At 33.1% G+C, this 22,600-nt stretch carries 26 protein-coding genes; 18 read left to right on the top strand and 8 right to left on the bottom strand.

Going from position 1 to position 22,600, the window contains the following annotated elements:
* The first annotated feature begins 32 nt into the window (after nt 1–32).
* The 5 genes from modA (at nt 33) to AST02_RS14560 (ending at nt 3,033) form a co-directional block, all read left to right on the top strand.
* Complete coding sequence (gene modA, locus AST02_RS09475; protein ID WP_069817627.1) at nt 33–812, top strand: molybdate ABC transporter substrate-binding protein; 780 nt, start codon at nt 33–35, stop codon at nt 810–812.
* A 12-nt stretch (nt 813–824) separates the two neighbouring features.
* Nucleotides 825–1,496 (top strand): molybdate ABC transporter permease subunit, encoded by a 672-nt coding sequence (gene modB, locus AST02_RS09480; RefSeq protein WP_046465846.1) that lies wholly within the window; start codon nt 825–827, stop codon nt 1,494–1,496.
* Entirely contained in the window at nt 1,497–2,102 is a 606-nt protein-coding gene (locus AST02_RS09485; protein ID WP_069817628.1) for an ATP-binding cassette domain-containing protein, read from the top strand.
* Between the two features lie 100 nt (nt 2,103–2,202).
* The gene (locus AST02_RS14555) at nt 2,203–2,601 is read left to right on the top strand and encodes a hypothetical protein (protein ID WP_226957434.1); all 399 of its coding nucleotides are present in this window, start codon (nt 2,203–2,205) and stop codon (nt 2,599–2,601) included.
* Nucleotides 2,602–2,703: 102 nt separating this feature from the next.
* On the top strand, nt 2,704–3,033 hold the full coding sequence (locus AST02_RS14560; protein WP_226957435.1) for a hypothetical protein: 330 nt from the start codon (nt 2,704–2,706) through the stop codon (nt 3,031–3,033).
* A gap of 96 nt (nt 3,034–3,129) precedes the next feature.
* On the opposite strand, the gene cudC is transcribed toward AST02_RS14560, so the two are convergent.
* A complete protein-coding gene (gene cudC, locus AST02_RS09495; RefSeq protein ID WP_046465843.1) occupies nt 3,130–3,684 on the bottom strand; it encodes a choline uptake/conversion transcriptional regulator CudC in 555 nt (184 codons plus the stop codon).
* 272 nt (nt 3,685–3,956) lie between these two features.
* On the opposite strand from cudC, the gene AST02_RS09500 reads away from it, so the two are divergent.
* Nucleotides 3,957–4,961 (top strand): ThiF family adenylyltransferase, encoded by a 1,005-nt coding sequence (locus AST02_RS09500; RefSeq protein WP_069817629.1) that lies wholly within the window; start codon nt 3,957–3,959, stop codon nt 4,959–4,961.
* A gap of 12 nt (nt 4,962–4,973) precedes the next feature.
* Nucleotides 4,974–5,474, top strand: a complete 501-nt coding sequence (locus tag AST02_RS09505) for a MogA/MoaB family molybdenum cofactor biosynthesis protein (RefSeq protein ID WP_069817630.1) — start codon at nt 4,974–4,976, stop codon at nt 5,472–5,474.
* Nucleotides 5,475–5,664: 190 nt separating this feature from the next.
* On the opposite strand, the gene moaC is transcribed toward AST02_RS09505, so the two are convergent.
* Nucleotides 5,665–6,150: a cyclic pyranopterin monophosphate synthase MoaC gene (gene moaC, locus AST02_RS09510; RefSeq protein WP_046465840.1), complete on the bottom strand. Its 486-nt coding sequence runs from the start codon at nt 6,148–6,150 to the stop codon at nt 5,665–5,667.
* Nucleotides 6,151–6,214: 64 nt separating this feature from the next.
* On the opposite strand from moaC, the gene AST02_RS09515 reads away from it, so the two are divergent.
* The 7 genes from AST02_RS09515 (at nt 6,215) to AST02_RS09545 (ending at nt 11,090) form a co-directional block, all read left to right on the top strand.
* Complete coding sequence (locus AST02_RS09515) at nt 6,215–7,474, top strand: molybdopterin molybdotransferase MoeA (RefSeq protein ID WP_069817631.1); 1,260 nt, start codon at nt 6,215–6,217, stop codon at nt 7,472–7,474.
* The gene (mobB, locus tag AST02_RS09520; RefSeq protein ID WP_069817632.1) at nt 7,471–7,953 is read left to right on the top strand and encodes a molybdopterin-guanine dinucleotide biosynthesis protein B; all 483 of its coding nucleotides are present in this window, start codon (nt 7,471–7,473) and stop codon (nt 7,951–7,953) included. Before AST02_RS09515 ends, mobB begins: the two co-directional genes overlap by 4 nt.
* A gap of 5 nt (nt 7,954–7,958) precedes the next feature.
* Complete coding sequence (locus AST02_RS09525) at nt 7,959–8,411, top strand: molybdenum cofactor biosynthesis protein MoaE (RefSeq protein WP_046465837.1); 453 nt, start codon at nt 7,959–7,961, stop codon at nt 8,409–8,411.
* Nucleotides 8,408–8,641, top strand: a complete 234-nt coding sequence (gene moaD, locus AST02_RS09530) for a molybdopterin converting factor subunit 1 (RefSeq protein WP_046465836.1) — start codon at nt 8,408–8,410, stop codon at nt 8,639–8,641. The genes AST02_RS09525 and moaD overlap by 4 nt, the downstream gene beginning before the upstream one ends.
* A 7-nt stretch (nt 8,642–8,648) precedes the next feature.
* Nucleotides 8,649–9,257, top strand: a complete 609-nt coding sequence (gene mobA, locus AST02_RS09535; protein ID WP_069817633.1) for a molybdenum cofactor guanylyltransferase MobA — start codon at nt 8,649–8,651, stop codon at nt 9,255–9,257.
* 15 nt (nt 9,258–9,272) lie between these two features.
* The gene (gene moaA, locus AST02_RS09540; RefSeq protein WP_046465834.1) at nt 9,273–10,295 is read left to right on the top strand and encodes a GTP 3',8-cyclase MoaA; all 1,023 of its coding nucleotides are present in this window, start codon (nt 9,273–9,275) and stop codon (nt 10,293–10,295) included.
* Nucleotides 10,296–10,739: 444 nt separating this feature from the next.
* Nucleotides 10,740–11,090, top strand: a complete 351-nt coding sequence (locus AST02_RS09545) for a SarA family transcriptional regulator (protein WP_069817634.1) — start codon at nt 10,740–10,742, stop codon at nt 11,088–11,090.
* Between the two features lie 78 nt (nt 11,091–11,168).
* On the opposite strand, the gene AST02_RS09550 is transcribed toward AST02_RS09545, so the two are convergent.
* Nucleotides 11,169–12,368, bottom strand: coding sequence for an MFS transporter (locus tag AST02_RS09550; RefSeq protein WP_046465832.1), 1,200 nt, complete (start codon nt 12,366–12,368; stop codon nt 11,169–11,171).
* Nucleotide 12,369: 1 nt separating this feature from the next.
* A complete protein-coding gene (locus tag AST02_RS09555) occupies nt 12,370–12,804 on the bottom strand; it encodes a MarR family winged helix-turn-helix transcriptional regulator (protein WP_069817635.1) in 435 nt (144 codons plus the stop codon).
* 220 nt (nt 12,805–13,024) lie between these two features.
* Here AST02_RS09555 and AST02_RS09560 point away from each other — a divergent pair, with 220 nt between their 5' ends.
* The 3 genes from AST02_RS09560 to AST02_RS09575 all read left to right on the top strand — a co-directional run bounded on the left by AST02_RS09560 (nt 13,025) and on the right by AST02_RS09575 (nt 18,814).
* Nucleotides 13,025–13,786: a VOC family protein gene (locus AST02_RS09560; RefSeq protein WP_046465830.1), complete on the top strand. Its 762-nt coding sequence runs from the start codon at nt 13,025–13,027 to the stop codon at nt 13,784–13,786.
* Between the two features lie 367 nt (nt 13,787–14,153).
* Nucleotides 14,154–15,404, top strand: coding sequence for a lipid II:glycine glycyltransferase FemX (locus AST02_RS09570; RefSeq protein ID WP_046465828.1), 1,251 nt, complete (start codon nt 14,154–14,156; stop codon nt 15,402–15,404).
* Nucleotides 15,405–15,613: 209 nt separating this feature from the next.
* Nucleotides 15,614–18,814 (top strand): efflux RND transporter permease subunit, encoded by a 3,201-nt coding sequence (locus AST02_RS09575; protein WP_069817636.1) that lies wholly within the window; start codon nt 15,614–15,616, stop codon nt 18,812–18,814.
* Between the two features lie 213 nt (nt 18,815–19,027).
* Here the strand turns inward: AST02_RS09575 and mspA are convergent, their stop codons facing one another.
* Both mspA and AST02_RS14390 read right to left on the bottom strand, forming a co-directional pair.
* Nucleotides 19,028–19,345: a membrane stabilizing protein MspA gene (gene mspA / locus AST02_RS09580; RefSeq protein ID WP_046465826.1), complete on the bottom strand. Its 318-nt coding sequence runs from the start codon at nt 19,343–19,345 to the stop codon at nt 19,028–19,030.
* 64 nt (nt 19,346–19,409) lie between these two features.
* Nucleotides 19,410–19,586 (bottom strand): SE1832 family protein, encoded by a 177-nt coding sequence (locus AST02_RS14390; RefSeq protein ID WP_002511448.1) that lies wholly within the window; start codon nt 19,584–19,586, stop codon nt 19,410–19,412.
* A gap of 149 nt (nt 19,587–19,735) precedes the next feature.
* On the opposite strand from AST02_RS14390, the gene AST02_RS09585 reads away from it, so the two are divergent.
* Nucleotides 19,736–20,644 (top strand): AEC family transporter, encoded by a 909-nt coding sequence (locus AST02_RS09585; RefSeq protein ID WP_046465825.1) that lies wholly within the window; start codon nt 19,736–19,738, stop codon nt 20,642–20,644.
* Nucleotides 20,645–20,719: 75 nt separating this feature from the next.
* On the opposite strand, the gene AST02_RS09590 is transcribed toward AST02_RS09585, so the two are convergent.
* Together AST02_RS09590 and AST02_RS09595 are read right to left on the bottom strand one after the other, a co-directional pair.
* Nucleotides 20,720–21,511, bottom strand: coding sequence for a glucose 1-dehydrogenase (locus AST02_RS09590; protein WP_069817637.1), 792 nt, complete (start codon nt 21,509–21,511; stop codon nt 20,720–20,722).
* Nucleotides 21,512–21,679: 168 nt separating this feature from the next.
* Nucleotides 21,680–22,537, bottom strand: a complete 858-nt coding sequence (locus AST02_RS09595) for a RhaT/GlcU family sugar-proton symporter (RefSeq protein WP_069817638.1) — start codon at nt 22,535–22,537, stop codon at nt 21,680–21,682.
* Between the last annotated feature and the right edge of the window lie 63 nt (nt 22,538–22,600).

The following is a 22,600-nucleotide window of genomic DNA, read 5'->3' on the forward strand; positions in this document are numbered from 1 at the left end:
AATATAATTATAAGTGATAGGAGTTGTTTTAGGTGAAAATAAAATATTTAATCGTAATGTTTATGACGCTATGTCTAGTATTAGCAGGGTGTTCAAATGGAAATAGTGAGCGCAAAAATGATAGCAATTCTGAGAAGAATGATAAAAAACAAGAATTACATATCTCAGCAGCAGCGAGTCTGACTGATACAACTAAAGAATTGAAGCGAGCATTTGAAGCAAATCATAAAGATGCAAATGTTACATTTAACTATGGTGGGTCTGGTTCATTAAGACAACAGATTGAAAAAGGTGCACCTGTAGATGTGTTTATGTCAGCAAACAAGAAAGACGTTGATGCATTACAAGATAAAGCACAAAATACATATGAATATGCTAAAAATAAACTCGTACTTATTGGCGCGAAGGATAGTAATTATAAATCAGTAGAAACGCTACAAGAAGGCGATAAATTAGCCATTGGCGAGGTGAACTCGGTGCCAGCCGGTAAATATGCTCAGCAATATTTAAAAGATAATAATTTATATGAACAAGTAAAACCTAATTTAGTATTTGCTAAAGACGTGCGACAAGTACTAAACTATGTTGAAAAAGGTAATGCACAATTAGGGTATGTGTATAAAACTGATTTATATCAAAGTCAGCAAAATGGCGAGAGTCATGTTAAAGAAATCAATACAGTTGATTTGAAGCAACCCATTGTTTATAAAGCAGCGACAACATCTGATAAGCAATTAGCTAAAGCATGGATCGACTTTCTTAAGACAGACGAAGCTAAAGAAATATTAGAAAAATATCAATTTGAAGCATAGGAGGTTTTAGCAATGGTAGATGTTACACCATTTTGGATATCACTCAAAGTAGCTGTTATTAGTACAATCATCGTTACTTTTATTGGTATCGTTATTTCAAGATGGCTGTATAAACGACATGGTTTTATTGCTAGAATCTTAGAAAGTATAATTATTTTACCTATTGTGTTACCACCAACAGTTATGGGATTTATTTTATTAATTGTGTTTTCACCTAGAAGTTTTATTGGCGCATTTTTTACGGATGTATTGCATTTACCAGTAGTTTTTACACTGACTGGAGCAGTTATTGCATCTGTGATCGTGAGTTTTCCATTGATGTATCAGCATACTGTCCAAGGCTTTCGAAGTATAGATAATAAAATGCTCAATACTGCACGAACGATGGGTGCAAGTGAAAACAAGATATTTTTTAAATTAATTTTACCGTTGTCAAAGCGTCCGATATTATCAGGCATTATGATGAGCTTTGCCCGAGCGATAGGAGAATTTGGTGCGACACTGATGGTTGCTGGTTACATACCTAATAAAACCAATACGTTACCTTTAGAAATATACTTTTTGGTAGAACAAGGTAAAGAAAATCAAGCATGGTTGTGGGTGATTGTCCTTGTTGCATTTGCTATTACAGTAATTGGCACAATCAATGTGTTGAATAAAGACCGTTATCGGGAGGTAGATTAGTTGTTGGCATTACATTTAGAGCATGCGCTCAAAAACACACAATTACATATGAGTCTCCAAGATACTAAACCTAAAATTTATGCAGTTAAAGGCCCATCAGGCATTGGTAAAACAACAATTTTAAATATTATAGCAGGATTGAAAAGGGCAGATAAGGCACATATAGAAGTAAATGAACGTATTTTAACTGATACGCATAACAATATAGATGTGAAAATTCAACAGCGTAATATTGGCTACTTATTCCAAGATTATCAATTGTTTCCTAATATGGATGTGTATCAGAATATAACTTTTATGGCACAACCTTCCGAACATATAGAGACCTTAATGCATCAATTAAACATTGCGCATTTAAAATCACAGTTTCCAATGAGACTATCTGGAGGAGAATCCCAACGTGTGGCATTAGCAAGAACGTTAAGCACTAGACCAGACCTCATATTATTGGATGAACCATTTTCAAGCTTAGATGATACAACTAAAGATGAAAGTATTCAATTAGTAAAGCGCATATTTGAAGAGTGGCAAATACCAATTATTTTTGTAACACATTCTAATTACGAAGCAGAGGCACTGGCTCATGAAGTGATTAATATTGATTGAGATTACACACAAAAATAAATATAAATGACAAATTGAATAAGTGGCTGTTATTTTCTATATCGGAATCTAACGGTCATTTTTTAAATAAGGGGGTAAGATAATGAATATCGAGTTTTTAGGAACAGCAGGGGGCATTCCTACGCTTTATAATTCAGTATCTCAACATAAAGAATCGAGTTTGCGAACCGGCCCTGGAATATATATTCATGATATCCAATTACTAATAGATACTTCTGAGGATATATTCACTCAATTACGACGCGCTCAAATTTCTGAAATAAAACATGCTTTATACTCACATTGGCATCCTGATCATACGATGGGATTGAGGATTTGGGAGACATTAAATTATGATTTTAAAAATAAAAAACCAAATTCTAGAAAGACAAAGATATATATAACTCAGCAAGAAGTAGCAGATTTCAAAACTTATTTAGGTCATTGGAATCATTTGAATTATTTAACTCAAATTGACGTGATAGAGTTAGAAGTGGTATAGAATGATGCTCTATTAACAATAGATGATATTCAAATAGAATGGATTCAACTTCCTGAAAGTATTGCTTTTGGTTTTTATATCAATGCCATAGAACAGAGCATATTGATTATACCTGATGAAATGAAAGGTTTCGTACCTTCACAAAAATTCAAAAATATAGATGTTGCTATATTACCTTTTGGAAGTAATGAAGTTAATCCAATTACTGGTGAACGTTTACTAGAAAACGGGGTACTAAAGGAATCAAATGAATTAAGTTTTGATGAAAGTGTTGAAATTGCTAGAGAAATAAATGCGACACACACTTATTTTACACATATAGAATCCACGGAAGGCCTCACTATGGATGATACTAAAGTGCTAGAACAACGATTATTACATAGTGGCTTATCATGCACCATTGCTTACGATGGATTAAAAATCCAAACATAAAAAATTTAACTTGAAACATTTAGGCTTATCATGCATTCTATAGACACAAAACGCCTCCTGTCATGAAATAGGGAGGCGTTTTTGTGTTGCTATAGATTATGATTTATTTTCCGGAATTGGAAAATAATCAAATATTTCTCCTGAATTGAGCGCATCAGTTAGAGTAGATAACCAAGCATAATAGAGTTTAGAATGTTCTATTTGCTCAAAAATTTCTTGTGCTTCTTCAATGATTTCAGGTGTAGCAGTTTCTGAATGAATAATGGGATTCAATAAAGATTCAGCTTTATATATTGCTTCTGAATTCAATTTGATTTCACGTTTCCATTTTTGTGAAAAGAAGTTTCCAAAAAACGTAAAAAAGTCTTTTTCAGCAGTAAAGTGTTGTTTTCTACTTCCTCGAACAAACTCTTGTTTTACGCCATCAAATTCTTGCAGTCTTTTAACACCTGCACTCATACTGGGCTTACTCATTTGTAATTCATAACGCATTTCATCTAGTGTCATACTACTTTGTTCAAAAACCATAGTGCCATATAAATTACCTACACTACGATTGACACCATAAAGATCCATCGTTTCTCCAATTGAATTGATGACGATATCTTTTGCTTGTTCCAATAGTTGTTCATAGTCTTTTGAACGTGCCATTGATTCACCTCCATGTAATAGTTAACTTATTGTAACACGAACATATATTTAAAGGATATGCTTTATAAGTAACGGGCGCCATGATTTAGAGCGTATTAAGCGTATTAATAAAATCTTTAACCATTTCTAGTTATATCGAACATTGTTAGTGCTCAGAATCAAAAAACTACATAGGGAATTCACTACTTTTTGTAATATTGATGGCAAACCGTTGTTACTATCGCATGCAAGATTTATAATGGATACAATGATGTATAGAGAGGGTTATTGTAGTGACAAAAGACCGCTATTCAAGACAAACGTTATTTAAACATATAGGTCCTGAAGGACAAGATAAAATCATGAATTCACACGTGCTCATTGTAGGCATGGGGGCACTTGGCACACACCTTGCTGAAAGTTTAGTTAGAGCAGGGGTTGATACACTAACTATTGTAGACAGAGATTATATTGAATATAGTAATCTTCAAAGACAAACGTTGTTTAATGAAGCCGATGCGCTAGAAGGATTGCCCAAAGTTGTTGCTGCTAAAGAAAAATTATTAGATATTCGACAAGATTTGAAGATTCATAGTTATATTGCACATGTAAATCGTCAGTTTTTAGAGGACAATGCTGGTTCAGCTCAACTGATATTAGATGCAACAGATAACTTTGAAACGAGACAGTTGATTAATGATTTTGCTTTTCAAAAAGGCATACCGTGGATTTATGGCGGTGTAGTCCAAAGTACTTATGTAGAAACTGCTTTTATTCCAGGACACACACCATGTTTTAATTGCTTAGTGCCACAGTTACCAGCTATAAATATGACATGTGATACGGTAGGTGTAATTCAACCTGCAGTGACGATGACAACAAGTTTACAGATGAGGGATGCGCTGAAAATTTTAACAGAACAACACGTGCCGACTAAAGTAACGTATGGTGACTTATGGGAAGGGACGCACTTTACATTTGGGTTTAGTAAACTACAACGGAGCGATTGCAAAACTTGTGGCTGCAACCCTACATATCCACATTTAAATGAAACGAAACGACAGTTTGCTAGTTTGTGTGGTAGGGACACAGTGCAATACGAAAACCCTAATATTTCCCAGGAAATGCTAGAATCATTTTTAACTCAGCAAAATATTGCATACCGACGTAATCCTTATATGATTCACTTTGAATATAATGGTTATCGCATTGTTAGCTTTAAAGGCGGGAGATTACTGATTCATGGTATGACAAAGCCTCAACAAGCGATTACTTTAATAAACCGATTATTCGGCTAAAGGGGTGTAAAAATGCATACAAATGTTAAGTTAGATCAAGATATAAGATGTGCAGTATTGACAGTTTCTGATACAAGAGATTATAAGACTGACAAGGGCGGTAAATTAGTAATAGAACTGTTATCGGAATTGAATGTTTCAATCGATAAGGCGCATTATAAAATAGTGAAAGATGAACAAGAAGCGATTCAAATGCAAGTTGAGCAATGGTTAAGTGAAGACATCGATGTGATTGTTACTACAGGAGGCACTGGTATTGCACAAAGAGATGTAACTATAGAAGCAGTATCCTCATTTTTCACTAAAGAAATTGAAGGATTTGGAGAGTTGTTTAGATATCTCAGTTATGCTGAGGATGTAGGTACGAGAGCATTATTGTCTCGAGCAATCGCGGGGACAGCAGGTGACAAGTTAATCTTTAGTATCCCAGGATCTACTGGAGCTGTTAAATTAGCATTGGAGAAGTTAATAAAACCAGAATTAAATCATTTGGTTAAAGAAATAACTAAATAAAAGAGGGTGACAAGAATCAAAATATGAAATTTGAAGTCTGTCCCCCTCACAAGGTTTACTAGAAAAAGGAATACAAGAGCTTGAAACAAGTACATTTAAATGTCAGACAGCTACTACAAATATAATAGTTGATGCTGAGACATGTAGTTATGCCCTAGAGACTTTATTCGAGTTGAACACAAATATTAAATTATGCTTTACGTTGAAAATCACCAGATTTACCACCAGATTTAGAGAGTAAATAAGTTTCGCCAATGACCATACCTTTGTCTAAAGCTTTTGTCATGTCATATACAGTAAGTGCTACAGCAGTTGCAGCAGTTAATGCTTCCATTTCGACACCTGTTTTTCCAGTAGTAGACACGGTTGCTTGGATATTCAAAGTGAAAGATTGCGCATGCTTCTGCCACTGAAATTCAACATCAATACCTGTTAATGGTAAAGGATGACACATTGGAATAATATCAGCAGTGTTTTTAGCAGCCATAATCCCTGCAATTTGTGCAGTGTTAAGCACATTTCCTTTTTTATTTGTATGATCAACAATTTGTTGATAGATTTCTGGGTTTACGGTAATGCTTGAATGTGCAATTGCAGTACGTTTCGTAATGTTTTTTTCAGAAACATCTACCATTTTAGCATTGCCTTGTTCATTAATATGTGTAAATTCAGACAAACATATCCCTCCTAATCGTTTTCTAGTATATCACGAAATTAATTAATATAAGGAGTAGATTTAGATGCCATTTGAGAAAAGAAATCCAATTCCAGTCGGTGAAGCCATTGAACGTGTTGTGAGTCAAAATATTTATATGGATGAGACTACAGTGCCCCTAGATGCCAGCTTAAACCATATATTGGCTGAAGATATTGTTGCTACATACGAAATTCCACGTTTCAACAAATCACCTTATGATGGTTTTGCCATTAGAAGTAAAGATACAACGAATGCAAGTGGAGCACATCGTCTCACTTTCAATGTGATTGACCATATTGGTGCCGGTACTGTTTCAGATAAAAAAGTTGGTGCGTTTGAAGCAGTTCGAATTATGACAGGTGCAGCGATGCCTGAAGGTGCAGACGCAGTTGTCATGTTAGAACAAACAGTAGAACAAGGACAAAGTTTCACATTACGTAAAGCATTTAAACCTAATGAGAACGTCTCTTTAAAAGGTGAAGAAACTCAAATAGGTGATGTTATTTTACAAAAAGGACAACAAATTAATCCTGGTGCCATTGCAGTATTAGCTACATATGGCTATGCACAAGTTCCTGTTTTTAAAAAACCAAGCGTAGCCGTAATTGCTACCGGCAGTGAGCTATTAGATGTAAGTGATGATTTAGAACCTGGAAAAATAAGGAATTCTAATGGACCAATGATTACTGCATTGGCTAATAAATTAGACTTACAAGTAAAACGTTATCAAATACAACAAGATGATTTAGAAAGTAGTATCCAAGTGGTTACGGAAGCAATGCAACAACATGATATTGTCATTACTACGGGTGGTGTATCAGTTGGGGATTTTGATTATTTACCACAAATATACGAAGCATTAAATGCTGAAGTCCTTTTTAATAAAATTGCTATGCGTCCGGGAAGTGTGACGACAGTAGCAGTAGCAGAAGGTAAGTATCTATTTGGTTTATCTGGAAACCCATCAGCATGCTTTACAGGCTTTGAATTATACGTTAAGCCAGCAGTTCAACATATGATGTATGCAAATGCACTCTATCCTCAAGTCGTGCAAGCTACATTGATGGAAGATTTTACAAAAGCAAACCCATTTACGAGATTTATTCGCGCGACGGCCACTTTTAACGGCAAAGAAATGACAGCAGTTCCTTCAGGATTTAACAAATCAGGTGCAGTTGTTGCAATTGCACATAGTAATGCAATGATTATGTTACCAGGTGGAACAAGAGGATATAAAAAAGGTTATACGGTAAATGTAATATTAACTGAATCACAAGCTTATGAAACGGAATGCTTTATATGATTTTACAAATTGTTGGATTGAAAAATTCTGGGAAAACGACATTAATGGCACATACAATTCAGGTGCTAAAAGAACATCATCTCACAGTAGCAACGGTGAAACATCATGGACATCATAACTCTGAGGACCATCATGATATCACATTACAAAATAATCATGTTGACCATATGAAACACTTTTATGCAGGTGCAGATCAAAGTATTGTTCAAGGTAATGCTTACCAACAAAGTGTCACCAGAACACAAAACAAAACGCTTGATGAAATCATAGATGAATCTGTTACAATAGACAGTAACGTAATATTAGTAGAAGGTTTTAAAGAAGCAAGTTACGATAAAGTGTTAGTCTACCGTGATGAAAATGACCGTAACGCACTAAATCATTTAACACATATTAAGTATGCCATTAATATATCAAAACCAGAGGCTTTACGTCAGTATGACCAATGGTTATTATCTTTTTTAATATCAAAGGAATGAATTAAATGAAGCAATTTGAAGTGACAAGCGAGCCGATACAGACAGAGCAATATAGATCTTATGTACTGAACGAACATCAAGGTGCAGTTGTTGTTTTTACAGGTCATGTAAGGGAATGGACAAAAGGAATTAAAACAGAGCATTTAGAGTATGAAGCCTATACACCTATGGCAGAAAAAAAGTTAGCTCAAATTGGCGATGAAATTTCACAACAATGGCCAGGGACACAAACAGCAATCGTGCATAGAATAGGCCCGTTAGCTATTTCAGATATTGCAGTACTCATCAGTGTTTCTTCACCACATCGAAAAGATGCTTATAGAGCAAATGAATATGCAATTGAGCGTATCAAAGAAATCGTACCTATTTGGAAAAAGGAAATATGGGAAGATGGTGCACAATGGCAAGGACATCAACATGGAAGTTATGAGGATGCGATTGAAGGAGGACAATCATGAGAGTGCTTTATTTTGCAGAAATAAAAGAAATATTAGCAAAACAATCAGAAGACATCGATTTAAGTTATGATATTACTGTAGATGAATTTATTACAGATTTATTTAAACGTTATCCTAGTATTAGCGATAAAAAATTTCAAATAGCGGTAAATGAAGAATTTGTGAAAAATGATGACATTGTCCAACCTAATGACACTGTCGCATTGATTCCACCAGTTAGCGGAGGGTAAAGAAGAGATGAAAGCAATTATACTTGCCGGAGGACAGTCAGAGAGATTCGGTGAACCTAAGGCTTTTGCACAAATTGAATCGCAAGCATTTTATGAGCGAATTATAGATGTGTTAGAAGCAACGAACATGTTTAATCAAATTATTATAAGCACCAATGAGAATCTTGCGACACAATTTGATCACCCTAATATAATTATAGATGAACACCAGAATAAAGATAAAGGGCCTTTGGCAGGTATTAGATCGGTCATGAGCCAATACCTAGAGGAAGAACTATTCTTTGTTATTTCCGTTGACACACCTATGATTACTCAAAAAGCGATAAGTAAATTATATCAATTTATGGTGGAACACCTTATTGAAGACCAATTAGATATTGCAGGTTTTCAAGAAGCGGGTAGACCGATACCTACACTTGCTTTTTACAGTCCACATACTTTAACTTACATTGATAAGGCACTGGATTCAGATGATTATAGTTTAAAGAATGTTTATACTAAAGTTGCGAGCGACTGGTTAGATGTTAACACAATTGAATCACCTGAATATTGGTATAAAAATATTAATTTCCAGCATGATTTGGACGCTTTACAACATGAAATTATAAATAGATAAAGGGGGGCTAACGATATGGTAGAACAAATCACTGATAAACTCGGGCGTCCGATACGTGACTTAAGATTGTCAGTTACAGATCGATGCAACTTCCGTTGTGATTATTGCATGCCTAAAGAAATATTTGGCGATGATTTTGTTTTCTTACCTAAAGACGAGCTTCTTACATTTGATGAAATGGTACGTATTTCGAAAGTATACACACAATTAGGCGTGAAAAAAATACGTATTACAGGCGGTGAACCATTACTCAGACGTGATTTATATAAATTAATTTATGAATTAAATCAGATTGATGGTGTAGAAGATATTGGTCTAACGACAAATGGCTTATTATTAAAAAAACACGGTCAAAAATTATACGATGCAGGTTTAAGACGTATTAATGTGAGTTTAGATGCAATCGAAGACAAAGTGTTTCAAGCGATTAATAATAGAAATATAAAAGCTTCTACAATATTGCAACAGATTGATTATGCAATTTCCATAGGATTCCACGTGAAAGTAAATGTGGTTATACAAAAAGGTGTAAATGACAATCAAATTTTACCTATGATTCAATATTTCAAAGAGAAAGATATTGAGATTAGATTTATAGAATTTATGGATGTTGGAAACGATAATGGATGGGATTTTAGTAAAGTGGTAACAAAAGATGAAATGTTAAATATGATAGAAAATGAATTTGATATTGAATCTGTTGAGCCAAAATATTTTGGTGAAGTTGCTAAATATTATCGACATAAAGATAATGGCGCACAGTTTGGCCTTATCACTAGTGTATCTCAATCTTTCTGCTCTACATGTACACGTGGGAGATTGTCATCAGACGGTAAGTTTTATAGTTGTTTATTTAGTACAGTAGATGGTTTTAATGTGAAATCATTTATGCGTGCTGGAGCAACGGATGAGGAGCTATTTGAACAGTTTAAAGTACTATGGAATGTTAGAGATGATAGATATTCAGATGAACGTACAGAACAAACCGTAGCAAATAGAAAACGCAAAAAAATTAATATGAACTATATTGGCGGTTAGAATCATTAAGTAATTGTAAAACTTACAATTAGGTTTAATATAGTTTTGACACTGATATAACATTTAATACCACAAAACGCTGAAGCAGCATAATTAAATATGCTTTCAGCGTTTTTTGTATTAAATCACAAAGTAAACAAAAATCACTCTGTTTATTTAACAAAAAGCAGTTAATATTAACCATTTTCGAATTTTAAAATAAAGCATTTTTTAATATAATCTATTAATAAAAAGTGTTTATATTTACTTTAGGGATTTAAGTAAAACAAAAAAATGCTTGGTATGTATAAGAAACGATATAAATGAAAGACAATAGTAAAAAATATTTATCTATTACTTTTAAAATAATAGATTTAATGAAGAAAATGTTATATAATATTTTCGAAGCTTATTCATTATAAAGCCATAAAAACAACAAGAAAAGACGATGAGGAGGCCATTATTATGGAAACTAAAGTATCTTATTTTATAACTTCTGAAAAAGCATTGAGTCAATTAAAGCATTGGTTGAAAACAGTTCATCATTTATCAATTGAAGAATTTGTTGTGTTGTATAAGGTTTATGAATCTAAAAAAATCAGCGGAAAGGAATTGAGAGATACACTTCATTTCGAAATGTTATGGGATACGAGCAAGATTGATGTGATTATACGAAAAATTTATAAAAAAGAACTTATGTCTAAAGTTCGTTCTGAAACAGACGAGAGACAAGTTTATTATTATTTCAATGATATTCAAACTAAAATTTTTGATGACATTATTCAAGAAATAGAAAATATTAAAGTAGCACAATAATAAAACATACATAAAAAAGAGAACGGGACTACGAAATCAACTTTTGATTCCTTCCCGTTCTCTTTTTATTGTAATGAGTTAAGTTGTTTTAACTTTTCTGCCATGTAAAAAGAAATAAATCATAGCTGCTATGAGTACGATGACGGCCATAATAGCATATAATTGTGCATAAGATACGGAGGATGTCATGAATCCTAAAACATATGGTCCAAATCCAACGCCTAAATCTAGTCCGATAAAATAGGTTGAAGTTGCTATACCGTATTTAGCAGGTGGTGATACTTTAATGGCAATAGCTTGCATACAGGATGAAATATTTCCATAACCTGCGCCTAAGAACAAGCCGGCAAGAATGAGTAACCAACCATTATTTGTAATACTTAAAGTAACGAATGTAAGGATTAAGAATACAAAGGCAGGATATGCAATGACATTCTCATTTTTTTGATCCATAAGACGACCTGCAATTGGTCGAGTAATCAGTGATGCAATGGCATAGAATATAAAGAAGTAACTAGATATCGTTACTAAATTTATCTCTTGAGCAAAGAATTGCAAGAATGTAAGTATTGAAGAATAAGTTAAACCTGAAATCAACATAATTATTGCAACCGGAATAGCTTCTTTTGCAATGTAATTATTGATATTGAATTTTTTACTCGTTGTTTTTTGAGTAGTTGTATCAGTCGTATCGAGTTTAAATTGTAAGTTTACAAAGAAAGAAATTAATAAGCTTACTACACCACAAATGAGACAAATTAAGAATAATATCTTAATTGGAAAAGCATTAATTAAAAGTAATCCAAGGAAAGGACCAATAGCTGCACCCATGACAAGACTTAAAGAAAATAAACTAATGCCTTCACTTTTTCTATCATTAGGTGTGACATAAGCGGCGATGGTACCTGTTGCCGTTGTAGTAATTCCTGTAGCGATACCGTTGATTAATCTAGTAAACATGAGTAATGCTAAAGAACCTTCTATAAAATATAATAATTGGGTAATGAGTAAAAATACTAATCCAATTAATAATATACGTTTAGGACCAACTTTATTTACATATTTACCAGTTACAAAACGTCCGATTAAAGAACCTATGATAAAGAGCCCTGTTACTAAGCCAGCGGTGCTATCTGAAACATTATATTCAGATTTAGTATAGCTGGCGATAATTACTATAAGTAAGTACATACATAAGTATATTAAAAAATTGGTTATAAAGTTTATATTAAAACTTTTTGTCCATATGGGTGATTTTGTTGTTATTGCTTGGTTCATATTACGCTTCCTCCATTTTTGTTATAGCTTCATGTATTGATTGAATGGTCTTAATTGCCTGTTTAAGATCGTCTTCAGATAATCCTGTTTCATTAATAAGCTGATCTTGCACCTTATTAACTCGAGCACTCATATTGTCATATAATAGCTGCCCTTCTTTTGAGAGCGTTAATAACTTCTCCCTTTTATCAATACCAGGTTCAATTGAAAGCAATGATTTTTCAGAAAGTACTTTTAAAATCTTACGTGTTGTCGGTTTCTCAATGGCACGGCGCTTTGATATTTGTACCAAAGTAGTAGGCGCATTGTAAGCTATATCTTTAAATACCAACCATTGAGCGGGATATAGGTCAAACGCTTCAAATATAGGTTGAAACAATTTGGTGTATGGTCTATAAATTGCAATAAGGTTATTAAATATAAGATTGTTTTCCATAATGACCTCCTAATATAGTTAGCTTTGCTAACTTAATTTATAGCATACTTATTCTATTCTTTTTTAATAAAAAAATCAATAGTAGGCGATGTAAAAACATTAAAAATTAAAGAAAAAGTTTATGGAGATAAGAAATTTATTCCGTAGCGTTAGTTAAGACAAGTAAAGTGGTATACAATTTGTTAAGATATAGTCAAAGCTAAAATAAGGGAGATACCTAATGCAGTATTTAAAATTAGACCATATGATTCATTATATTCATCAATTAGATAACTTTAAATATCCGGGACATTTGTTTAAATTACATCAAGGTGGCAACCATGAAAGATTGGGAACTTATAACAGATTAGCCTATTTAAATAATGCATATATAGAGTTGTTAGATGTGTATAAACCTGACGTATTATTAAAAATGATAAAAACAGATGAAGGACGAGTATCGTTTCCTTCAAAAATAGTGCAAGATAATTATAGTCAAGGTATAAAGACGCTGGCATTTCGTACGCAAGATATTCATCAATTGAAAAAAGATTTGGAAACGAGAAATATAGAAGTCATTGGCCCTATAGATATGCATAGGGAAAATGTGAAAGGTGATAAAACATCTTGGAAATTGCTTTATATTGCAGATCCAGATTATAGAGTAAAACCACCATTTTTTATCCAGTGGAATGAAGCTGAAGAAGTGAGAAATGCAAAATTAGAACCGTTGCAACAAAAAGAATTTACGATTAAAACAATTAATTTACACAGCACAGAACGAGAGCATACTGTAAAAAAATGGGAATATTGGTTTGATATGGAAAAAATAAGTGAAACTAAAACGTATACTGCATTAAAATTAAAAAATGATGATGTCGTTTACCACATTTATGATGGTGAACATTCAGGGTATAAATCAGTCACATTACGAGACGATAAAACTTCATCATCTTATACTTTAATTATTCGAGGAACAAGTTACCAATTTGAGGCAGATTAATAAATATAAATATACGCGCTATGTGCAATAATGAAAATGTGTATCAATGAAATAATAAGTGTTAAAATAGTTAAATACGTGGCGACTTTATGTGTGCGCAATAATAATAAGTATACGCATATAACAAAAGACAACGCCGCTAAAATAACTCTTAAGCTTAAGTATGATATTGACAGTGGTTCGATAAAAGCTTGAACTACAAAGATTAAATTAATAATCAGTAATAATCCAATAATAAAAATACGCATGAAAACACCTCGCTTTTTCTTTTAATATAGTATAGCAAATGAACTGTTTATATGTGAAATTATGAGCGAAGCAATGTATAATATCAAAGTATTGAATTGGTAAAGGAGACATCAGTTGTATGGAAAAGATGAATATCACAAATCAAGCACATGATGCATTTGTTAAATCGCACCCACAAGGTGATTTATTACAATTAACAAAATGGGCAGAAACAAAAACACTAACTGGATGGTATTCAAAACGTATCGCAGTTGGAGAAGAGGGCGAAGTAAAAGGCGTTGCTCAACTGTTATTCAAAAAGGTACCTAAGTTACCATATACGTTATGCTATATCTCTAGAGGTTTTGTTACAGATTACAGTAATAAACTCGCATTAGAAACGCTTTTAGAGTACGCAATGCAAATTGCAAAAGAAGAAAAAGCCTATGCTATTAAAATTGATCCAGATGTTGAAGTAGATAAAGGTGCTGACGCATTAACAAACCTAAGATCACTAGGATTTAAGCACAAAGGATTTAAAGAAGGTTTATCTAAAGATTATATACAACCAAGAATGACAATGATTACACCAATTGAAAAGTCAGATGAAGAACTTATACAAAGTTTTGAAAGACGTAATCGTTCAAAAGTCAGATTAGCTTTAAAACGTGGTACGACTGTTGAGCGTTCTAATAGAGAAGGTTTAAAAACATTTGCTAACTTAATGCAAATTACAGGTGAACGTGATGGCTTTTTAACGCGTGATATTAGTTATTTCCAAAATATCTACGATGCTATGAATCCAGATGGCGACGCAGAATTATTCTTAGTTAAATTAGAGCCCAAGCCAGTACTCAAAGATTTAAGAGAAGACTTATTACAACTTGAGCAAGAAAAAGTTAAATTAGCTGAAAAAAAACAAGATAAAAAAACACTAAATAAAATCAACGATGTAAATAATAAAATCGTTAAAACCCAAGAATTAATTGAAGATATGGAAAAATTAGAACTATCTCATCCTGAAGGTATGTATCTGTCAGGCGCGTTGTTAATGTTCGCAGGTAACAAATCATACTACCTATATGGTGCTTCTTCAAATGAATATCGTGATTTTCTACCTAACCACCATATGCAGTTTGCTATGATGCAATATGCTAGGGAACATGGTGCGACAACTTATGATTTTGGTGGTACTGATAATGATCCTGATAAAGACTCTGATCACTATGGCTTGTGGACATTTAAAAAAGTTTGGGGCACATATTTAAGTGAAAAAATAGGTGAGTTTGACTATGTATTAAACAAACCACTTTATCAAATAATTGAAAATGTAAAACCAAAGCTTACTAAAGCGAAAATTAAAATATCTCGTAAATTAAAACGTAAGTAAAAGCTAGTAAATTAATTAAATGTAAAAATACACAATATAAAGTTTTGATTTAAAATCTATAAAACTTTATGCTGTGTATTTTTTTAATGTTAAATAGATTTAAAAATTCAAAATATTTTATAAAATTATTAGCATGTATGATATTGTAAATTAGAGACTTATGGTAAATTGGATATAGCGAAATGAAAGTACGAGAGGAGATTAAGTGCATGATAAAAAAATTACTACAGTTTTCATTAGGAAATAAATTTGCAATATTCTTAATGGTCTTGTTAGTTATATTAGCTGGCATATACTCGAGTTCTAAAATGAAACTCGAACTATTACCCGATGTTGAACCACCAATGATTACAATACAAACAGCATTACCGGGTGCGACTCCAGAAACAGTAAAGGAAGACATTAGTGATAAAATAGATAGTCAAGTTAGGTCTATGTCTGATGTTAAGAGCGTGAGCGCTCAATCTATACAAAATGCTTCAATGGTAACTGTAGAATATGAAGAAACTGCAGATATGGACAAAGCAGAAAATGATTTACAGAAAGAAATCGATAAGATTAAATTTGATGAAGAGGTTGAGGAACCAGAACTAACAAGAAGTTCAATGGATGCATTTCCTATCGTAGCTTATTCATTTAGTAATAAGGAAGATAACCTCAAAGATACGACAAGTAAAATTAACAACGAACTGATTCCACGTTTAGAAACAATTGAAGGTATACAAACTGCACAACTTAACGGTCAAACGTCACGAGAAGTGTCTGTGAAATTTGATCAAGAAAAATTACAGGAAAGTGGTTTGAGTGCAGAAAGTGTTCAACAATTTCTAAAGAGTGCTACAAGTGAAACACCTCTCGGGTTATTCCAATTTGATAAGACAGAAAAGTCTGTTGTCATTGATGGTCAATTTACATCCGTAGATGCATTGAAAGATTTAGAAATCCCACTAACTGCAGGTGCTGGATCTAGCGCTCAAGGGCAAAGTGCAAGTGATTCAGGTCAACAAGGTGCAGCACAAAGTCAAGGTGGTGCGGGAGCTTCTTCACAAGGTTCTGCAATGCAAGGTGCCGGAGCAAGTAGTGGCTCAGGTGGTGAAAGCGTACCATCAGTGAAGCTAGATGATATTGCTGACGTCTCTGTAGGGGATGTACGTGAATCTATTTCAAAAACAAATGGTAAAGACGCAGTGAATGTACAGGTTACTAAATCACAAGATGCCAATACTGTAAAAGTAGCTGAAGATACCAAAAATGAAATCGATAAATTTGTTAAAGAAAATCCTGATGTCAATTCAACTAAAGTCATGGATACAGCGAAACCTATCCAAGATTCTCTTTACACTATGATTGAAAAAGCAGCTTTAGGTACAATGGTTGCGATTATCGTCATTTTACTATTCTTAAGAAATATTAGAACGACCGCAATTTCAATTGTATCCATACCAATGTCTATCTTAATAGCGATGGTGGCATTGAAATTATCAGATGTTTCATTAAACATTCTTACTTTAGGCGCATTAACTGTTGCCATAGGGCGTGTGATTGATGATTCAATCGTAGTAGTAGAAAATATATACAGACGCTTGTCAGATAAAGATGAGAAATTAAGCGGAGATAAATTAGTTATAAGTGCTACAAGTGAAGTATTTAAACCAATATTATCATCTACTATAGTGACAATTATTGTATTCTTGCCACTTGTCTTTGTAACAGGTTCAGTAGGTCAAATGTTTAGACCATTTGCCCTAGCAATTGCTTTTAGTTTATTAGCATCGCTTCTTGTTTCTGTAACAATTGTTCCAGCATTAAGTGCAACATTCTTTAAAAAGGGAATTAAACAACGTAAAGAAAAGAAATTAGGTTTGATAGGTAGTAATTACAAAAAAGTATTAAACTGGTCATTAAATCATAAATGGATTGTAATTATAATTAGTACACTCATTTTGATAGCCAGTATTGGACTGGGCGCTGCTAAACTTGGAACAAGCTTTATTTCCACAGGGGAAGATAAGTATATGGCACTTACATATACGCCTGAACCTGGTGAAACTGAAGAAGGCGTTCTAAATAACGCAGAAGAAGTACAGAAATATTTAAATAAAAAAGATAAAGTGAATACAGTTCAATATTCAGTGGGTGGTGCAACGCCGACAGATCCTACTGGAAGTTCAAACAGTATGGCAATAATGGTGGAATATGATTCCAACACACCAAATTTTGATGAAGAACCTGATAAAGTGCTTAGTCATATTGAAGAATATAAACACCCTGGTACTTGGGGTAACCAAGATATGGGCACCGGCACAGACAACAAAGCATTAGAAATTGCAGTGACTGGTCCATCATTAGATTCAATTGAAGGAACTGTAAAAAAAGTTGAAGACGAAATGAAAGATGTTAAAGGACTAGCTAATGTTAAGTCAGACTTATCACAAACTTATGAGCAATATAATATCAAAGTCGATCAAAATAAAGCTTCAAGCTATGGCTTGTCAGCTTCGCAATTAGCAATGACATTAAATCAAAATACACCTGAACAAACGGTTACGACTGTTAAAGAAAAAGGTAAATCCATAGATGTAAAAGTTAAAGAAGATAAAGATAAAAACTGGACAGAAGAAAAATTAGAAAGCACAGAAGTACAAACACCAACAGGTCAATCTATTGAGTTAAGTGAGATTGCCGATTTAGAAAAATCATCTACACCTAATAAAATAGAAACAGAAGCCGGTGATTACACTGCAACAGTTTCTACAAAAGTAACAAACGATGATGTCGGTGGCATGGCTCAAAAAGTAATATCTAAAGTAAACGATATAGATAAGCCTAATAACGTAGAAACAAAAGTAGGCGGGGCTAATGAAGATATAAGCAAAGCTATATCACAATTAGTATTAGCAATGATAGCAGCAATAATAATTGTTTATTTAGTGCTTGTATTGACGTTCAAAGGCGCACTCGCACCATTTACAATTCTATTCTCTCTTCCATATACTGTTATAGGTGTAGTAATCGCCCTTGTCTTAACGGGTGAAACGATATCCGTACCAAGTATGATTGGTATGCTCATGCTGATTGGTATCGTAGTAACAAATGCGATTGTGTTAGTAGATAGAGTTATTAATAAAGAAAAACAAGGTCTGGAAATGAAAGAAGCGTTATTAGAAGCTGGTGGTACGCGTATTAGACCGATTCTTATGACAGCTATAGCTACAATTGGCGCATTATTACCAATGTTGTTTGGTGAAGATAGCTCAATTATTATTTCAAAAGGTATGGCAGCGACAGTTATAGGTGGATTAATTTCATCTACGCTATTAACGTTAATTGTAGTACCTGTTATATACGAAATACTATTTAGCTTGAAAGATAAAATTATTAATAAACGTAATAAGAAAAACAAATCATAGATAAATCATATTAGGATGTATGAATGAATTCCTATAGAAAAACTGCTTACACAGTCTTATAACATGTGTAAGCAGTTTTATTTGTTTTTATATAAAAGGGACGGTATAAATCATTTTTTCTTAGTACTTATCTTGTTAGTTAACTGAAAATAATGCACTATGCAAAAAGAGTATTGAAATAGATAACTACTTCAATACTCAATATTTTAAAAATTAATATAATACTAATGCTAAAATAGCGTATACCACAAATAGTATAACGGTAATAATATTTAAGATCTGAACGCCTTTAGAATCTTTTTTACCGTTTTTGAAAGCTGTGATTTCTACATTGCCAACGATAAGTAATAGTACGATGAATACCCACCAGTTTATTGCAGGGAAAGATAATGTTGTAATTGCTACAACAAATAATAAGAGCAAGGCCATAATAATACGTAAAATGCGTGTAATGATTGTCGGCATTTTAAATATACTGATGTAGCTTACTATAAGATATAATATTGGTAAAAAGATAAGGTACAGTTGCATTGAATTACATCCTTTCTATGTATGCACTTAATCTTAGCATGTAAAAAATTGATTTACTAGGATGTTATTTACGTTCTTTTTGACTAATTTCTGAACGTACAGATGCAATTTCTTTTTCTATGTCTTCAAGTTGTCGTAATAATGGGTCAACTTGTTGATTGACGGATTCTCTTTTTTCAAGGTCACCTTGTAGTCTCACGTAATCATATTTTAGTTCAGCTAATTTTTCTTTTAAATCCATTTTTACACACTCCTTTTGTATGCGGCATTGGCCACACTGTTTTAGTTTAAATTATAACATGAAATTGAAAGCTTCTAAAATAACCGAGTTATATGTTAAAGTATGAAAATGGAATGAAAACGAAACGATGTAATGAAAGAAGGTTTATTGTGACTCAACAATTTATCATAATTATTTTACTTATTGCATTAGGTTATGCACTTAAAAGAATTAATTACTTTAAGGCAAACGACAGCCAAGTTTTTGCAACATTAGTTCTAAATGTCACATTACCTTCACTCGTGATAGTTAATTTAAACGAAGCAGATTTAGATTTATCACTATCTATCTTACCTATAATGATGATTTTGTATGGTGCTATAACAAAAATAATCATGGTATGGTTCTTTATGAAATATGATAATCAAATACGAGGGACAACGGGTATGATGATGGCTTCACTAAATATAGGCTTATTTGCATATCCATTGGTAGAAGCAATATGGCCCAATACTGGTATGATTTATTTTGGTATGGTAGATATTGGTGGCGCGATTATTATGTTTGGAGTTACTTACTTTGTAGGAAGCTATTTTAGTAGTTCAGGTGATAGCTTTGATTTTAAATATCTAGCGAAAAATCTTCTTAAATCAGTGCCGTTAATGACATACATCATCATGTTTATTTTAAATATGCTCAATATTCATTTTCCGGATCCAGTAATTGATTTCTTCTCTGTATTATCAGGCGCAAATATGCCATTATCAATGATTTTGATAGGGTTAATGTTGAATTTTAGTATAGATAAACGATTTTTACCAATCGCAATGAAGTACATTTTATTACATTATGGTTTAGGTATTATCGCTGGGTTACTCGTATATTTCTTTTTACCAGTCGATGATCAAATGGTAAAAACAACACTACAAGTTGCATGGTTATTACCAGTAGGTGTAGCAATAATACCTTATGCGATTCAATTTAAATATAAGACATTACCACTGGTCGGTATGGTCACCAATTTAACGATTGTTATCAGTATAATTATATTATACATTTACCAAGCTTTATTTGTATAAATAAAAGCACTCCTGTTATTTTACAGGAGTGCTTTTTGCTGTCTCTAATGACTGATAACTAGATTAAATGTTAGCTTAACCTTTACCACCCATAAATGCAGGATAATTAGTCATGCCACCATCGACATATATTGTTGTGCCATGAATATAATCCGCTAAGTCAGAAGCTAAAAATCTTGCGACGTTAGCAACTTGACTAGCTTCTCCAATGATCTTAGATGGGATCATTTCTAATGTTTCTTCACGTGTTGTTGGATCAGAGAATTTTTCTTTCGTGTGTTCAGTAACGATAGCTCCCGGTGAAATATTATTTATACGAATACCATATTGTGCATATTCCATCGACATTGTTTCCATCATTAATTTTAATCCGCCTTTACTTGCTGCGTAGTTTACATAGTTTGGCCATGGAATTTTATCATGAACACTAGATGTGTTGATAATTACACCTTTTTTATCTTCTTTTAAAAATTGGTTTATAGCTGTTTTTGAACCTATAAATGCACCAGTCAAATTGACGTCAATTACTTTTTGCCATTCTTCTAAAGGCATTTCGTGTGTAGGGATCGGTTTTTCAAATCCAGCGTTATTAATTAAGATATCGAGTGTACCAAATTGATCTACAGCAGATTGAATTAAACGTTCTACATCATCTTCTTTTGATATATCAGCTTGTACCTTGATTGCCTTGCCGCCTGCATCTTCAATTAATTGGATAGCTTGAGACACTACTTCTAAATGGCGTTCCGAGCGATAATTTATAACGACATTAGCTTTTTCATCACCAAACTGTTCTGCCATAGCTTTTCCAATACCGCTACCAGCACCTGTAATCACTACAACTTTACCTTCTAAGTCCTTAAACATAATGTATGACGCCTCCTTGATAGTAATAGTATAAAACAAAAAGTTTAAGACAAATATTAAATGATTAGAGATGAAAGTCACTAATCATTCAATATGCAATGAAAAATTGTAGTTGCCTTAAACTTAATGTTGTTTATCTATTTGTAAAATGATGTTTGATTGTTAATGTTAACCTTTAATATTTCCGAGTACAAAGGCAGCAATGACAATGAGAACAATACCAGCCCATATGCCAGTCATTTGACGTTTGTCTTTACGCTCACCTAATAGGAAAATACCGCCAAGTGTAGATACGATGACTAATAATTGGGATAATGAAAAACTCGTTGCTACACCGACTTTGGGTTGTGAATAGAACATAAATAAATTACCTATCCCCCAAATTACACCTGGAATTAAATTCCATGCAGTACTTTTTATTGATGTTTCGTGTTTAGCTGATAGTATTAAGCCACCAATCGCCATACCTATAGATTGGAAGAAAAGGGCATTCATTCCATCTACACCGAAGATTTGAGCTATAACTACATACACGACGTAACCAACAGTAGAAATTAGTAATATAGGCATTGCTTTACCAAAGTTTTTCGTGTTTTCTGATGCTTCATTTTTGCCTTTAATAGACGTCATAGCAATACCAATAACGAGTAATACCATAGCGATTAGACCTAATGTTACTTGAGTACCAGTACTCCATTCACCTAAAAATACAGCACTAAATAATGTTGTACCTACTAATTGTAAACCAGTAGAGATAGGCATTGTTTTAGACACACCAATTAAACTAATTGATTTCAATTGGTAGCCCTGACCAAGCGCCCAAAAAGCACCTGAAATTAAACCGACAATAATAATAGTGGGGTCACCAAATTCAGCATTGCCAGTTAATAATAAAATAATACCAATAATTAATGCACCAAATGTAGTACCTCTGATTTGGTTATAGGGGCCACCACCAACAAGCACATTAATTAAAACAACACTTCCCCAAAATAACGCGGGTAAAAGGGCAATTAATATATCCATATGTTATATTCACTCACTTTCTATTTAAATAATACTTTCCTTTCAAAACAACTATCATAGATT

This window comes from Staphylococcus equorum, assembly GCF_001747895.1.
Classification (GTDB): domain Bacteria; phylum Bacillota; class Bacilli; order Staphylococcales; family Staphylococcaceae; genus Staphylococcus; species Staphylococcus equorum_A.

Excerpts from the sequence above, each read along its gene's own strand:
- AST02_RS14390 (WP_002511448.1), bottom strand. The coding sequence starts at position 19,586 with ATGGATTTAAAAGAAAAATTAGCTGAACTAAAATATGATTACGTGAGA.
- mspA (WP_046465826.1), bottom strand. The coding sequence starts at position 19,345 with ATGCAACTGTACCTTATCTTTTTACCAATATTATATCTTATAGTAAGC.
- AST02_RS09595 (WP_069817638.1), bottom strand. The coding sequence starts at position 22,537 with ATGGATATATTAATTGCCCTTTTACCCGCGTTATTTTGGGGAAGTGTT.
- mobB (WP_069817632.1), top strand. The coding sequence starts at position 7,471 with ATGATTTTACAAATTGTTGGATTGAAAAATTCTGGGAAAACGACATTA.
- moaA (WP_046465834.1), top strand. The coding sequence starts at position 9,273 with ATGGTAGAACAAATCACTGATAAACTCGGGCGTCCGATACGTGACTTA.
- modB (WP_046465846.1), top strand. The coding sequence starts at position 825 with ATGGTAGATGTTACACCATTTTGGATATCACTCAAAGTAGCTGTTATT.
- AST02_RS14555 (WP_226957434.1), top strand. The coding sequence starts at position 2,203 with ATGAATATCGAGTTTTTAGGAACAGCAGGGGGCATTCCTACGCTTTAT.
- AST02_RS09590 (WP_069817637.1), bottom strand. The coding sequence starts at position 21,511 with ATGTTTAAGGACTTAGAAGGTAAAGTTGTAGTGATTACAGGTGCTGGT.
- AST02_RS09575 (WP_069817636.1), top strand. The coding sequence starts at position 15,614 with ATGATAAAAAAATTACTACAGTTTTCATTAGGAAATAAATTTGCAATA.
- AST02_RS09545 (WP_069817634.1), top strand. The coding sequence starts at position 10,740 with ATGGAAACTAAAGTATCTTATTTTATAACTTCTGAAAAAGCATTGAGT.
- AST02_RS09505 (WP_069817630.1), top strand. The coding sequence starts at position 4,974 with ATGCATACAAATGTTAAGTTAGATCAAGATATAAGATGTGCAGTATTG.
- AST02_RS09560 (WP_046465830.1), top strand. The coding sequence starts at position 13,025 with ATGCAGTATTTAAAATTAGACCATATGATTCATTATATTCATCAATTA.
- mobA (WP_069817633.1), top strand. The coding sequence starts at position 8,649 with ATGAAAGCAATTATACTTGCCGGAGGACAGTCAGAGAGATTCGGTGAA.
- AST02_RS09525 (WP_046465837.1), top strand. The coding sequence starts at position 7,959 with ATGAAGCAATTTGAAGTGACAAGCGAGCCGATACAGACAGAGCAATAT.
- moaD (WP_046465836.1), top strand. The coding sequence starts at position 8,408 with ATGAGAGTGCTTTATTTTGCAGAAATAAAAGAAATATTAGCAAAACAA.
- AST02_RS09570 (WP_046465828.1), top strand. The coding sequence starts at position 14,154 with ATGGAAAAGATGAATATCACAAATCAAGCACATGATGCATTTGTTAAA.
- AST02_RS09515 (WP_069817631.1), top strand. The coding sequence starts at position 6,215 with ATGCCATTTGAGAAAAGAAATCCAATTCCAGTCGGTGAAGCCATTGAA.
- AST02_RS09555 (WP_069817635.1), bottom strand. The coding sequence starts at position 12,804 with ATGGAAAACAATCTTATATTTAATAACCTTATTGCAATTTATAGACCA.
- cudC (WP_046465843.1), bottom strand. The coding sequence starts at position 3,684 with ATGGCACGTTCAAAAGACTATGAACAACTATTGGAACAAGCAAAAGAT.
- AST02_RS09550 (WP_046465832.1), bottom strand. The coding sequence starts at position 12,368 with ATGAACCAAGCAATAACAACAAAATCACCCATATGGACAAAAAGTTTT.